General features: G+C 29.9%; 10 protein-coding genes. 9 read left to right on the plus strand and 1 reads right to left on the minus strand.

All coding sequences use genetic code 11. The features are described 5' to 3' along the window. Positions 1–126: 126 nt before the first annotated feature. Together Q0731_RS10600 and Q0731_RS10605 are read left to right on the plus strand one after the other, a co-directional pair. Complete coding sequence (locus Q0731_RS10600; RefSeq protein ID WP_299063810.1) at positions 127–2,691, plus strand: ATP-dependent Clp protease ATP-binding subunit; 2,565 nt, start codon at positions 127–129, stop codon at positions 2,689–2,691. Between the two features lie 363 nt (positions 2,692–3,054). Then, positions 3,055–4,185 (plus strand): alkaline phosphatase, encoded by a 1,131-nt coding sequence (locus Q0731_RS10605; protein ID WP_299063782.1) that lies wholly within the window; start codon positions 3,055–3,057, stop codon positions 4,183–4,185. Positions 4,186–4,259: 74 nt separating this feature from the next. Here the strand turns inward: Q0731_RS10605 and sucC are convergent, their stop codons facing one another. Next, on the minus strand, positions 4,260–5,456 hold the full coding sequence (gene sucC / locus Q0731_RS10610) for an ADP-forming succinate--CoA ligase subunit beta (RefSeq protein WP_299063785.1): 1,197 nt from the start codon (positions 5,454–5,456) through the stop codon (positions 4,260–4,262). Between the two features lie 158 nt (positions 5,457–5,614). On the opposite strand from sucC, the gene Q0731_RS10615 reads away from it, so the two are divergent. The 7 genes from Q0731_RS10615 to Q0731_RS10645 all read left to right on the plus strand — a co-directional run bounded on the left by Q0731_RS10615 (position 5,615) and on the right by Q0731_RS10645 (position 13,536). Further along, positions 5,615–6,292 carry an ABC transporter ATP-binding protein gene (locus Q0731_RS10615; RefSeq protein ID WP_299063789.1) on the plus strand — a complete coding sequence of 226 codons (678 nt, stop codon included), beginning with the start codon at positions 5,615–5,617 and terminating at the stop codon, positions 6,290–6,292. Then, on the plus strand, positions 6,289–7,053 hold the full coding sequence (locus Q0731_RS10620) for a TIGR02757 family protein (RefSeq protein ID WP_299063792.1): 765 nt from the start codon (positions 6,289–6,291) through the stop codon (positions 7,051–7,053). The genes Q0731_RS10615 and Q0731_RS10620 overlap by 4 nt, the downstream gene beginning before the upstream one ends. 186 nt (positions 7,054–7,239) lie before the next feature. Beyond that, positions 7,240–9,189 carry a BatA domain-containing protein gene (locus Q0731_RS10625; protein ID WP_299063795.1) on the plus strand — a complete coding sequence of 650 codons (1,950 nt, stop codon included), beginning with the start codon at positions 7,240–7,242 and terminating at the stop codon, positions 9,187–9,189. Next, entirely contained in the window at positions 9,186–10,439 is a 1,254-nt protein-coding gene (locus Q0731_RS10630) for a dihydroorotase (RefSeq protein ID WP_299063798.1), read from the plus strand. Before Q0731_RS10625 ends, Q0731_RS10630 begins: the two co-directional genes overlap by 4 nt. A gap of 70 nt (positions 10,440–10,509) precedes the next feature. Next, positions 10,510–10,836, plus strand: coding sequence for a hypothetical protein (locus Q0731_RS10635; RefSeq protein WP_299063801.1), 327 nt, complete (start codon positions 10,510–10,512; stop codon positions 10,834–10,836). A 23-nt stretch (positions 10,837–10,859) separates the two neighbouring features. After that, complete coding sequence (locus tag Q0731_RS10640; protein ID WP_299063804.1) at positions 10,860–11,501, plus strand: alpha/beta hydrolase-fold protein; 642 nt, start codon at positions 10,860–10,862, stop codon at positions 11,499–11,501. 799 nt (positions 11,502–12,300) lie between these two features. After that, positions 12,301–13,536, plus strand: a complete 1,236-nt coding sequence (locus Q0731_RS10645; protein ID WP_299063807.1) for a DEAD/DEAH box helicase — start codon at positions 12,301–12,303, stop codon at positions 13,534–13,536. Positions 13,537–13,673: the final 137 nt, after the last annotated feature.

The raw sequence follows: 13,673 nt of genomic DNA on the forward strand, positions 1-13,673 counted from the left end.
TTACTTTAGTTTTCTATCTTGTAATTCGTTAAAATGTCAGTAAGTTATAATTGGCATCTTTTTTGTAATTATTATTTAATATTAAGAATTAAATTTACATCACATCAACTTATAGATAAAAGAAATATGGACGATAATTTTTCACCAAAAGTAAGAGATGTTATTACCTACAGTAAAGAAGAAGCACTACGTTTAGGGCACGAATTTATTGGAACGGAACATCTTATACTAGGTTTAATAAGAAAAGGAGAGGGAAAAGCAGTAGAGATATTAACAGCATTTGATGTTGATTTAATTTTATTGCGTAAAAAACTAGAACAGTTAAACCCTGCAGAACCTAGTTTTGTACAAAATACAGACAAACCCAACCTTAGATTAACAAGACAAGCTGAAAAAGCATTAAAAACAACGTTTTTAGAAGCAAAATTATATCAAAGTGATGCTATTGATACAGCTCATTTGTTGTTGTGTATTTTAAGAAATGAGAATGACCCAACTACAAAACTGATTCATAAATATCATATCAATTATGATGAAGCAAAAGCACTTTACAAACAATTAAATGTAGATGATTCAAGTGTAGATTTACCTTTAAACCCAACAGCAGAAACTCCTTCTGATGATGAGTTTGCATCCGAAAAAACGAATCCTTTTGATCAAACACCAAAAGGAAAAAATGTTAAAAAATCAAAGACGCCAGTTTTAGATAATTTTGGACGTGATCTAACTTTATTAGCTGAACAAGGAAAATTAGATCCTGTTGTTGGTAGACAGAAAGAAATAGAACGTGTTTCTCAAATTTTAAGTCGTAGAAAAAAGAACAATCCAATGTTAATTGGAGAACCTGGTGTTGGTAAATCTGCCATTGCAGAAGGTTTAGCACTTAGAATTGTTGAACGTAAAGTTTCTAGAATTTTATTTGACAAGCGTTTGGTTTCATTAGATTTAGCAAGTTTGGTTGCTGGTACAAAATATCGTGGTCAGTTTGAAGAACGCATGAAAGCTTTGATGAATGAATTAGAAAAGAATGATGACATTATTCTTTTTATTGATGAAATTCACACTATTGTTGGTGCTGGAGGTGCAACTGGTTCTTTAGATGCATCTAATATGTTAAAACCTGCTTTAGCTAGAGGAGAAATACAATGTATTGGTGCAACTACGTTGGATGAATTTAGAACTAATATTGAAAAAGATGGAGCGTTAGAACGTCGTTTTCAAAAAGTAATTGTAGATCCAACTTCTGTTGAAGAAACCATACAAATTTTACACAACATAAAAAATAAATATGAAGAACATCATCATGTAGATTACACAGATGATGCTTTAGAAGCCTGTGTAAAATTAACAAATAGATACATGACAGACAGGTACTTGCCAGACAAAGCTATTGACGCTTTAGACGAAGCAGGTTCTAGAATACATATTACAAATATTGTTGCACCACAGCAAGTTTTAGAGTTAGAGTCTAAATTAGAGGTTATTAAAGACCTTAAAACAAAAGCTGTTAACGGTCAAAAATATGAAGAAGCTGCTCGATTACGCGATGACGAAAAAAACATGGAAGCCGCTTTAAACTCCGCTCAAAATCAGTGGGAAGAAGATTCTAAGCTAAATAGAGAAATTGTAACTGAAGATAATGTTGCAGAAGTAGTCTCTATGATGACAGGCATTCCTGTAAACAGAGTTGCAGAAGCAGAAACACATAGATTACATGAATTACCAGACTTAATTAAAGGAAAAGTAGTTGGTCAAGATAAAGCTGTTACCAAAGTAGTAAAAGCAATTCAGCGTAATAGAGTTGGTTTAAAAGACCCTAACAAACCTATTGGTTCTTTTATTTTCTTAGGACAAACTGGTGTTGGTAAAACACAATTAGCTAAAGTATTAGCACGTGAATTATTTGACTCTGACGATTCTTTAATTAGAATTGATATGAGTGAATACATGGAAAAATTTGCTATTTCTCGCTTAATTGGTGCTCCTCCAGGATATGTTGGTTATGAAGAAGGTGGACAGCTTACTGAAAAAGTTAGAAGAAAACCTTATTCTGTTATTCTTTTAGATGAAATTGAAAAAGCACACCCAGATGTATTTAATATGCTATTACAAATTTTGGATGATGGCCATATTACTGATAGTTTAGGTAGAAAAATAGATTTTAGAAATACCATTATTATTATGACTTCTAATATTGGTGCACGTCAATTAAAAGATTTTGGTGGCGGTGTAGGTTTTGGAACTTCATCTAAAAAAGAACAAGCAGATGAACATGCAAAATCTGTAATAGAAGGTGCATTAAAAAAATCTTTTGCTCCTGAATTTTTAAACAGAATTGATGATGTTATTGTATTTAATGCTCTTGAAAGAAATGATATTCATTCAATTATTGATATAGAACTAGATAAACTATTACAAAGAATAGCTGATTTAGGCTATACATTAAATTTAAGCGAAAAAGCAAAAGATTATATAGCAGACAAAGGTTTTGATAAAAAATACGGTGCAAGACCACTTAAGAGAGCCATACAGAAATACATTGAAGATGCATTGGCAGAAGAAATTGTAAATTCTAAACTTTCTGAAGGTGATACTATTGCCATGGATTTAGATGAAAAGGAAAACAAACTGACCATTAAAATTGAAAAAGGCGATAAAAAACTTGAAACCAGAACAGAAACTGAGTCTTAAATTATTAAAATCCCAAACGAAAGTTTGGGATTTTTTTTAACATTATAGACTCAAATTCATTCGCAGAATTAACAAGGAAATAAAGGCAGGTTAATTGTTTTTAAATACTTTGAAATTACGTTGCTATTTTTTTTCTTCTTTAGCAATTGACTTAAACTTTTTTAGCTCTTATTTTATTTTTAACTTTACTCACTAAATACTCTATTTAAAAATACAATTTGTATCCCCAAAACCTCGCTCTGCCTAATAACTTAAAAAAAAAAATTAACCCTAAATTTTTACAGAACATAAAATCAAGATTCTAAATAATTTAAAAACAACTTCCATACAATAAACTTAAATCTACATCAAAAAAGCAGAATTATGTCATACAAACACTTATTATACTTAGTATTATCAACAACAATCTTTTCTTGCAAATCTATCAACATAAAAGAAAAAGAACCTCCTTTAGCTAAAAATGTAATTCTTTTAATTGGTGATGGCACAGGTTTGTCTCAAATATCATCTGCTTTTTATTTTAAAAAAACACCCACAAATTATAAAAGATTTAAACATATTGGTTTAATCAAAACGTCATCCATAAGAAAAGATATTACAGACTCTGCAGCAGGAGCTACTTCTTTTTCTGCAGGCATAAAAACCTACAACAAGGCTATTGGTGTTGCAGATGATTCTACACATGTTCAAAATATCGTAGAAATTGCATCACTTCAAAAAATTAAAACAGGGGTAATTTCTACATCTTCTATACAACATGCAACACCAGCAAGCTTTTATGCACACGTTATAAACAGAAATCTTTATGAGGATATTTCAAAAGATATGGTAAGTTCTGAAATTGATTTTTTTGCTGGTGGAGGTACCGATTTTTTCAACAAAAGAAAAGATAGTAAAAACCTATTAGCTGAATTAAAAATAAAAGGATTTGAAATTGATACAACCTCTCTAGGTTCGTTTTCTGATATTAAAGCTAATTCTAAAATGGGGTATTTATTAGCTAATAATCACATGAAATCTATAAATAATGGGCGTGGAGATTTTTTACCTAAAGCCACTGAATTAGGCTTGCAATTTTTAAGCAAAGACACCAATAATCCTAATTTCTTTGTAATGATAGAAGGCTCTCAAATAGATTGGGGAGGGCATGCAAATGATGCAAAATACGTAATCTCTGAACTTATAGATTTTGATGATGCTATTGGAAAAGCGCTAGATTTTGCTGAAAAAGACGGCAATACTTTAGTAATTGTAACTGGCGATCATGAAACTGGTGGTTTTACCTTATCTTCTAACACTGAAAAAAAACAAAAAGGTAAATCAGGTAAAGAATACAGTCAGCTAATGGGTACTTTTTCTACCAAAGGGCATTCTGCAACATTAATACCTGTTTTTGCTTATGGTCCTGGTGCAGAAAAATTTGCAGGTATTTATGAAAATACAGAAATATTTTATAAAATTTTAGAAGCTACCAAATGGGATAAAAGCAAATAATTAGTTCTTTATAAAAAAAAAAAAAAATGCCTCACAAACTGTGAGGCATTTTTACTTTCATCTATTTTATAAAACTAAGCTTTTAAAACTTCAGCAACTTTATCTGCCGCTTCTTGAAATTCTGTTGCAGAAATAATTTCCATTCCAGAATTGTCAATTAATTCTTTAGCTTCTTTAGCATTTGTTCCTTGTAATCTACAAATAATAGGTACAGTAATTTTGTCTCCCATACTTTTGTAAGCATCTACAACACCTTGTGCAACTCTGTCACAACGTACAATACCTCCAAAAATATTTACCAAAATTGCCTTTACATTTGGGTCTTTTAATATAATTCCAAATGCAGTTTCAACTCTTGCTGCATCTGCAGTACCTCCAACATCTAAAAAGTTAGCAGGCTCTCCTCCAGATTCTTTAATCAAATCCATTGTTCCCATTGCCAAACCAGCTCCATTTACCATACAACCAACGTTTCCATCTAAATCTACATAATTTAAACCTGCTGCTTTTGCCTCTACTTCAATTGGGTTTTCTTCACGTAAATCACGCATTGCTGCATAATCTCTATGTCTGTATAACGCATTTTCATCTAAAGAAACTTTAGCATCAACAGCCATTATTTTATCATCAGATGTTTTTAATACTGGGTTAATTTCAAACATAGAAGAATCTGAACCAATGTATGCTTTGTATAAATTGGTAACAAATTTTGTCATTTCTTTAAAAGCAACACCAGACAAACCTAAGTTAAAAGCAACTTTACGTGCTTGAAAAGGCATAATACCTAATAAAGGATCTATTTCTTCCGTAAAAATTAAATGCGGAGTTTCTTCTGCAACTGTTTCAATATCCATTCCACCTTCTGTAGAATACATAATCATATTTTTACCAGTTGCTCTGTTTAAAAGAACAGACATATAATATTCATCTGGCTCAGAATCTCCAGGATAATATACATCCTCACAAATTAAAACTTGGTTTACTTTTTTTCCTTCGGCAGAAGTTTGAGGTGTAATCAACATCATACCAATAATATCATTGGCAATGCTTTCTACTTCAGCTAAATTTTTAGCCAACTTTACTCCACCACCTTTTCCACGTCCACCTGCATGAACTTGTGCTTTAATAACATGCCAACCTGTACCAGTTTCTGCAGTTAATTGTTTTGCTGCATCTACAGCCTCTTTATGGTTGCTTGCAACAATTCCACGTTGTATTCTAACGCCAAAACTGCTCAAAATTTCTTTTCCTTGATATTCGTGTAAGTTCATTTGTAAAATTTTATTAAACGGTTTCAAAAATACAAATTCATAAATTAATTAGTGCATAATTTTGGTTAAAAAAAAATATTCTTTGTTTCTAAAGGATATCCTATATTTTACAATTAAAATTCAAGTGTTTTTTATACATTCGTTACAAAGTTTTAAGTATGATTATTTGTAAGAACATTCACAAGTATTATGGGGATGTAGAAGTTTTAAAGGGGGTAAATTTACACATCAAAAAAGGAGAAATTGTTGCTATTGTTGGTCCTTCTGGAGCAGGAAAAACAACATTATTACAAATTTTAGGCACTTTAGATAAGCCTATTAAAGAGGAAAATTTCGAACTACAACTAAATGATATTTCGCTCAAAAGCATAGCAGACAAAGAACTTTCTTCTTTTAGAAACAAACACATAGGCTTTATTTTTCAATTTCATCAATTATTACCAGAGTTTACAGCCCTAGAAAACGTTTGTATACCTGCTTATATTGCAAAAAAAACAAAACAAGAAACTGAAAAAAGAGCTAACGAAATTTTAAATTTCTTAGGTTTATCTCACAGAATAAATCACAAACCAAACCAACTCTCTGGAGGAGAACAACAAAGAGTAGCTGTTGCAAGGGCTTTAATTAACAATCCTTCTGTTATTTTAGCTGATGAACCTAGTGGAAATTTAGACAGTGAATCTGCTAAAAATTTACATGAATTATTTTTTAAACTTCGTGATGAATTTGGTCAAACCTTTGTATTGATTACTCATAATGAGGAATTGGCAAATATGGCAGATAGAAAACTAACCATGATTGATGGAAGAATCGTAGAAAAAAGCAATCTTTTATGAATCAAAGAGAATTGAAAGAGTTTTTAGATGAAAAAGTAATTTTATACAACAACCCAAAATTTATTGAATCAGACCCTATACAAATACCTCATCAATTTTCTAAAAAGGAAGACATTGAAATTGCTGCATTTTTAACAGCCACTATTTCTTGGGGAAATAGAACAATGATTATTAAAAATTCTTATAAAATGATGGAGTTGTTTGACAATGCTCCTTATGATTTTATCATGAATCATCAAAAAAACGATTTAAAAGTTTTAGATGGATTTGTACACAGAACATTTAATGCAATCGATTTAAATCAGTTTGTAAAATCGTTACAACATATTTATCAAAAGCATCAAGGATTAGAAAATGTGCTGAAAGTTAATAATAATGAAACCAATTATAAGAACGTAATTCATCATTTAAAACAAGTGTTTTTTGAAGTTGAACATCAACAAAGAACACAAAAACATATTTCTGATCCACTTAAAAATTCGGCAGCTAAAAGAATCAATATGTTTTTACGTTGGATGGTTAGAAACGATAAAAAAGGGGTTGATTTTGGGATTTGGAAAACTCATAATACTGCAAATTTATCTTGCCCTTTAGATGTGCATTCTGGAAACGTTGCACGAAAATTAAAACTCCTTTTAAGAAAACAAAACGACTGGAAAGCTCTTTTTGAGTTAGACACTAATTTACGAAAACTAGACAAAAACGATCCTGTAAAATATGATTTTGCATTGTTTGGCTTAGGTGTTTTTGAGGGGTTTTAATTGCCCAAAGAAAAAATATCTTTGGTGTTTTAGTGATTCGTTTATTCTTATTTTATTTAAAAAATGAACAAATCTTAATAACAAAAACTCAGTGAATCTCTGTGAAACTTCTCTGTGAATCTCCGTGTAAAAACCCAAAAAAATCATTTAATTTTTCCTACTTTTGAAATCACAGATAAAACATAAATGCAATTTAAAAACCCAGAAATTTTATATTTTTTAGCACTCTTAATTATTCCTATTATAGTGCATCTTTTTCAGTTGCAAAAATTTATAAAAGTACCTTTTACCAATGTTGCTTTTTTACAAAAATTAGTACAACAAACTCGTAAAAGTTCACGCATTAAAAAGTGGTTAATTTTAGCTACTAGAATGCTGTTATTATCTGCTATAATATTTGCTTTTTCTCAACCGTATTTTAGCGATAAAACAACCAACAATAAACAACATAATTTTATTTATTTAGACAATTCATTAAGCACAAACACCAAAGGAGAAAAAGGAAATTTACTACAAATAGCTGCTCAAGAAATTATTGAAAACACTTCTGAAAAAGATGTATATTCGCTACAAACAAATACTAGTTTTTTTGATAACATTACAAAAAACGAACTAAAAAATGAGCTTCTAAAGGTCAAAGAAACTTCAAAAAAAATTAATTTAGCTACTGTTTTATTAAAATTTAGCTCAAAAATAAAAAATAAAACAAATAATTTAAGTAAATTCATATTAATTTCTGATTTACAGAACACTTACCCCAAACAGTTTACAAATGTAACACCTGCTTTTTCGGCTGTAAAATTAGCATCTTCTATAAAAACAAACATTTCAATTGATAGTGTTTTTATCAATAAAACAAATGCTAGTAATTTTACGCTAAATGTTGTTATTAAAAATCAGGGTGTTGCAAAAAACAATATTCCTGTAGCTGTTTACAATAACACTAAACTGGTTAGTAAACTCTCTTCCTCTTTTGAGAAAGACACTCAGAAAACGATTCAATTTACTATACAAAATCAAACAACATTTCAAGGAAAAATAGTCCTTAATTTTAGTGATGCATTTGCGTTTGATAACACATTTTATTTCACGCTAAAAAACGATCAAAAAATCAATGTTTTATCGATAGGGAATAAGGCTGAATTTCTTTCTAAAATTTACACAAAAGAAGATTTTAATTTCACAGAAAACACTCTCCAAAACACCAATTACAATCGTATTTTAAAACAGCAATTAATTATCTTAAATGAGCTTGAAAATATACCAGAAATTTTATCAAATAAAATCATAGAATTTTCAAAAAACGGAGGAAGTTTAGTCATAATTCCGAATGAAAATTTAAATACAAATTCTTACAACGCTTTACTAAAAAAATTAAATGCAGGTAAAATTGAAACTAAAAAAACTGATAGTTTAAAAATTACAAACATCAATTACAAGCATCCTTTATTTGAAAATGTGTTTTCAAAAAAGGTCACTAATTTTCAATATCCAACAGTTAAAAATTATTTCCCTAATACATCAACAAACAAAAGTAAAATTATTTCCTTTGAAAATAATATTGCCTTTATTTCTCAAATTAAAAATAAAGAAAATAACATCTATTGGGTAGCAAGTTCTTTGAATAGAAAAAACAGTAATTTTATAAATTCGCCATTAATTGTGCCTGTGTTTTATAATTTTGGAAAGCTAAGTTTTAACCATCAAAAATTATTTTACAGAGTTGCGTCAGAAAATAAAATTGACATAGAAACAGCCATAGAAAAAAACAAGGTTTTAAGAATTGCAAATACAGAAAATTCATTTATCCCTTTGCAAAAACAGTTTCAAAACAAGGTACATATTACCACAAATGAGCAACCATTAAAAGCAGGATTTTACGCTATCTTAAAAGATATTGATACGATTCAAAAATTAGCTTATAACTATCCTAAAGAAGAAAGTTTACTAAATTTTATGGATATCAATGAGTTGCAAAAAGCAAACAAAAACTTCACAGTTTCAAGTTCTATTGCCGATATTTTTAAAGACATCAACAAAAAAAATGAAGTTCATTGGCTTTGGAAATGGTTTTTAGCCATGGCAATTGTATCTTTGTTACTAGAAATTTTGATTTTAAAATTCTATAAACCATGACTACGCTTATAAAATCGGCAACGATTATAGACCCTTCTAGCCCATATCACAATCAACAAAAAGACATTTTAATTACCAATGGAATTATTGATACAATAAAAGATTCTATCGAAAACAAAAATTATCAAGTAGTAACTTTAGATAATTTACATGTTTCTTGTGGTTGGTTTGACACGAGTGTTTCTTTTGGAGAACCTGGATATGAAGAAAGAGAAACTATTAAAAACGGATTAAATGTTGCTGCAAAAAGTGGGTTTACAGCCGTTGCTGTAAATGCAAACTCAAACCCTGTAATTGATCATAAAGCAGCCGTTGAATTTTTAATTAATAAAGCAAATGGATTTGCAACAAACCTCTACCCTATTGCTGCTTTAACCCAAAATAGCAAAGGTGTAGACATGGCAGAATTGTTTGACATGAAACAATCTGGAGCTATTGGTTTTGCTGATTATAACAAATCTGTTGCCAATGATAATTTAATGAAAGTGGCACTTTTATATGCTCAAAATTTTGATGGTTTGGTATTTAGTTTCCCAAAAAACAATTCGATTGCTGGAGAAGGAATTGCAAATGAAGGACTGAATAGTACAAAATTAGGACTCAAAGGAATTCCTGCTTTAGCAGAACACATACAAATTACACGAGATTTATTTTTGTTAGAATATACTGGTGGAAAATTACACATTCCTACAATTTCTACTGCAAAATCTGTAGAACTAATTAAAGATGCTAAAAAGAAAGGACTGCAAGTTACTTGCAGTGTTGCTGTACATCATTTAACATTATCTGATGATGAGTTACATGGTTTTGATAGTAATTTTAAGGTAAACCCACCTTTAAGAACTAAAGCAGATATAAAGGCTTTGCAAAAAGGAATTAAATCTGGAGTTATTGATATGATTACATCAGACCATAACCCAATTGATATTGAACATAAAAAAGTGGCTTTTAGTGATGCAAAAGATGGAATTATTGGTCTAGAAAGTGCATTTGGAGCCATAAACGCTGTCTTAAATTTAGAAGAATTTATAGAAAACATAACGAGCAAACCTAGAGCTATTTTTGGATTAGAAAACTACACTATTAAAGAAAAAAACAAAGCAGAAATTACCTTATTCAATCCTGATAACAATTATACTTTTACCAAAGAACATATTTTATCAACCTCAAAAAACAGTGCTTTTTTAGATAAAAAATTAAAAGGAAAAGCTTATGGAATTTTTGCCAATAACCAACTAATATTAAACTAACTAACTAACTAACTAACTAACTAACTAACTAACTAACTAACTAACTAACTAACTAACTAACTAACTAACTATGAAAAACCAAACCGTAGAAAAAGGAAAAATAATAGCAATTATAAGCTACCTACCCTTTGTAGGATTTATTATTGCATTGTTGATGAATATTAGCAGTAAAAATTCTTTTGCAAGCTTTCACATAAGACAGGCTTTAGGGTTAGGAATCTTTGCTTTTCTAAACAAATATGTAATTGGTAAAATTTTAGGAGAAAACCTTGGAATGGGGATTTTAATTTTCCTTGCAATTCTATGGATAATTGGACTAATTGGTGCTATTAAAGGGGAAGAAAAAAGCACGCCTTTATTAGGTGGTTTATTTCAAGAATGGTTTAAAGGAATTTAAAGAAAATAAAAAGCAGCATACAAATGAGTGATTTAAATTACTTAGTAAGACAACCTAAAACACCTATTGAAAACCCTCCTTTATTAATTTTATTACATGGTTATGGAAGCAATGAACAAGATTTGTTTTCTTTTGCTGAAGAATTACCAGACACTTTTTTAATAATTAGTGCACAAGCACCACTTTCTATGGGTGCTGGTGCTTATGCTTGGTATTCTATTAATTTTGATGATATAAATGGTAAATTCTCAGACTTAAAACAAGCCAAAGAATCTATTGATAAAATTGCTGTTTTTATTGATGAAATAAAAACAAAATACAAAACAGACCCTAACAAAACATTTTTATTAGGTTTTAGCCAAGGGGCTATTTTAAGTTATTCTTTGAGTTTTTTCTACCCTAATAAAGTACAAAATGTAATTGCTTTAAGTGGATATATAAATGCTGATTTATTACCAGAAACAATTTCTAAAAACATTAAAACTGACTACTACTCTTCTCATGGTTCTGTAGACCAAGTTTTGCCTGTAGAATGGGCAAGAAAAAGCAAACCTTTTTTAGAAAACCTAGGTTTTAGTAGCGTTTATTCTGAATACCCTGTTGGACATGGAGTTGCCCCTCAAAACTTTTATAGTTTTAAAAGCTGGATTGAGGAACGCTTGTAATTTGGTTTGTTTCTAAACTTTAATTCTAATAAATTATGATGTAAAACATTGAAACGATTTTATATCATTAGAGTTGTCATCAAGCTGAAAAACAAACAAAACCCATGAAATTAATTATTTTACTAATCTCCCTTATACTTCTAAATTGATGTAGCGCAGAATCCGAAGACATAGTAACCGAAGAAGAATATATTATATATCAAATAGATAACAATCCTGAAGTTAGTTATTACGGAGACATTAATTCGCTTAGTCACCATGAAAGAAATATGGTTGTTAGTTATAATGAAACTAACTGTACTGTAGTCAATACTACTGAAACAGACTGTAGTTTTTCATTTCTTCTTGAAACAAGAACTCCAGGAACATACGAATACGGTTTTGAGTTTTTTATAAGAGACTCTACCAATGATATATCATGTGTTTGCAATGGAGATGTCATTGTAAACCTGACTGATTTTGGAAATAATGGCGAATATATTTCTTTGAGTTTCAATGGGACTTTTTTTGACGACCTTAATCAAATAGAATATGAAATATCTGGAAAAGTTAACGTAATCAGAGATTTTTAAATAAAAAAGCCAGTTGCCAACAAAGTATAAAAATAATTGTTTGGTGCGTGCCTACTCGGAAAATCCTGCTGATTTCCATCTAGTTATTCAACTTTTGCTAAATTAAGCACTAAACCACGCAACTAATCTAATAATACATATACATTAACTAAAGCCTCCTTACAAAACTCAAATTTCTTCAAAAACCCTACTTACAATTAAACTATCTTTGCATTAAAAAATAATCAATGCAGTTTTCTGAATTACCTTTACATACATCTATCTTAAAAGCAGTTGCTGAAGAAAGATTTCATACACCAACTCAAGTACAAGAAAAAGCGATTCCTTTAGTTTTAGCTAAAAAAAATGTTATTGTTTCTGCACAAACTGGTACAGGAAAAACAGCCGCTTTTGCGTTGCCAATTATTCAGCTTTTGTTGGATAATGAAGAAACAGAGGTAAAAGACACAAAAATAAAGTCGTTAATTGTAACACCAACTCGTGAATTGGCGATTCAAATTTTAGAAAACTTTGTTAGCTACAGCAAACACACAAACCTAACAACTACTGCTGTTTTTGGAGGCGTTTCTTTAGAACCTCAAAAAGAAATTTTAGCAAAAGGTGTAGATGTTTTAGTAGCAACTCCTGGAAGATTAATTGATCTTCAATTACAAGGAAACATCGATTTAAGTGCTGTTGAAATATTTGTGTTAGATGAAGCAGATTTAATGTTAGACATGGGTTTTATTGCTGATGTTAAAAAGATAGAAGCTTTATGTCCGAAGAAAAAACAAACGTTACTTTTTTCTGCAACCATTCCAGAAAAAATTGATGAATTAGCAAAAAGGATTTTGAAAAGTCCTGTTAAGGTAGAAATCAATCCTGAAGAAACTACTGCAAAAAATATTGGTCAGTTATTGTATTATCTTCCTAAGAAAAATAAAACAGATTTGTGTTTAAACCTGTTAAGACACATGTTGAATGGTAAAATAATAATCTTTAGACGCACAAAATTTGGGGTTGATAAATTAGAAGAATCTCTGAAGAAAAACCAATACAAGGTTACAAGTATTCATGGAGATAAAACCCAAGCCATTAGAAATAAAGCGATTGAAGAATTTAAAAATAAGAAAGCGAACATTTTAATTGCAACAGATGTTGCTGCTCGTGGAATTGACATCACCAATGTAGATGCCATTATTAATTTTGATATTCCTAACATACCAGAAACCTATGTGCATAGAATTGGTAGAACTGGTAGAGCAGGAAAATCTGGAATTGCCTTATCTTTTTGTTCTCCGGATGAAAACGCATATATTAAATTGATTGAGGCTTTAATTGAAAAGCCAATTAAAATTATTACAGATCATCCTTATATTATTGAAAAACCAAAGCACAAAAAACTACAACCCAATACTATAAGCAAAAATAAAAAAGGAAGAAAATCTGAAGCTTCTAAAAAGAAAAAGAAACGTTGGTATTAGAAAACAACTTAGCTAAATGGTAAATTAAAAAATATCATTATTAATTACAATAGATTAAAAAGGCACTTTCAGAAGTAAATAAACACTTGTTTATCAATTAAATAAGTTGTATTTTAGATAAAATCAAACCCCGAAAA

This window comes from uncultured Polaribacter sp. (assembly GCF_947497695.1).
In the GTDB taxonomy this organism is placed as follows: Bacteria; Bacteroidota; Bacteroidia; order Flavobacteriales; family Flavobacteriaceae; genus Polaribacter.

Excerpts from the sequence above, each read along its gene's own strand:
- Q0731_RS10620 (WP_299063792.1), top strand. The coding sequence starts at position 6,289 with ATGAATCAAAGAGAATTGAAAGAGTTTTTAGATGAAAAAGTAATTTTA.
- Q0731_RS10630 (WP_299063798.1), top strand. The coding sequence starts at position 9,186 with ATGACTACGCTTATAAAATCGGCAACGATTATAGACCCTTCTAGCCCA.
- Q0731_RS10625 (WP_299063795.1), top strand. The coding sequence starts at position 7,240 with ATGCAATTTAAAAACCCAGAAATTTTATATTTTTTAGCACTCTTAATT.
- Q0731_RS10600 (WP_299063810.1), top strand. The coding sequence starts at position 127 with ATGGACGATAATTTTTCACCAAAAGTAAGAGATGTTATTACCTACAGT.
- Q0731_RS10605 (WP_299063782.1), top strand. The coding sequence starts at position 3,055 with ATGTCATACAAACACTTATTATACTTAGTATTATCAACAACAATCTTT.
- Q0731_RS10635 (WP_299063801.1), top strand. The coding sequence starts at position 10,510 with ATGAAAAACCAAACCGTAGAAAAAGGAAAAATAATAGCAATTATAAGC.
- sucC (WP_299063785.1), bottom strand. The coding sequence starts at position 5,456 with ATGAACTTACACGAATATCAAGGAAAAGAAATTTTGAGCAGTTTTGGC.
- Q0731_RS10615 (WP_299063789.1), top strand. The coding sequence starts at position 5,615 with ATGATTATTTGTAAGAACATTCACAAGTATTATGGGGATGTAGAAGTT.
- Q0731_RS10640 (WP_299063804.1), top strand. The coding sequence starts at position 10,860 with ATGAGTGATTTAAATTACTTAGTAAGACAACCTAAAACACCTATTGAA.
- Q0731_RS10645 (WP_299063807.1), top strand. The coding sequence starts at position 12,301 with ATGCAGTTTTCTGAATTACCTTTACATACATCTATCTTAAAAGCAGTT.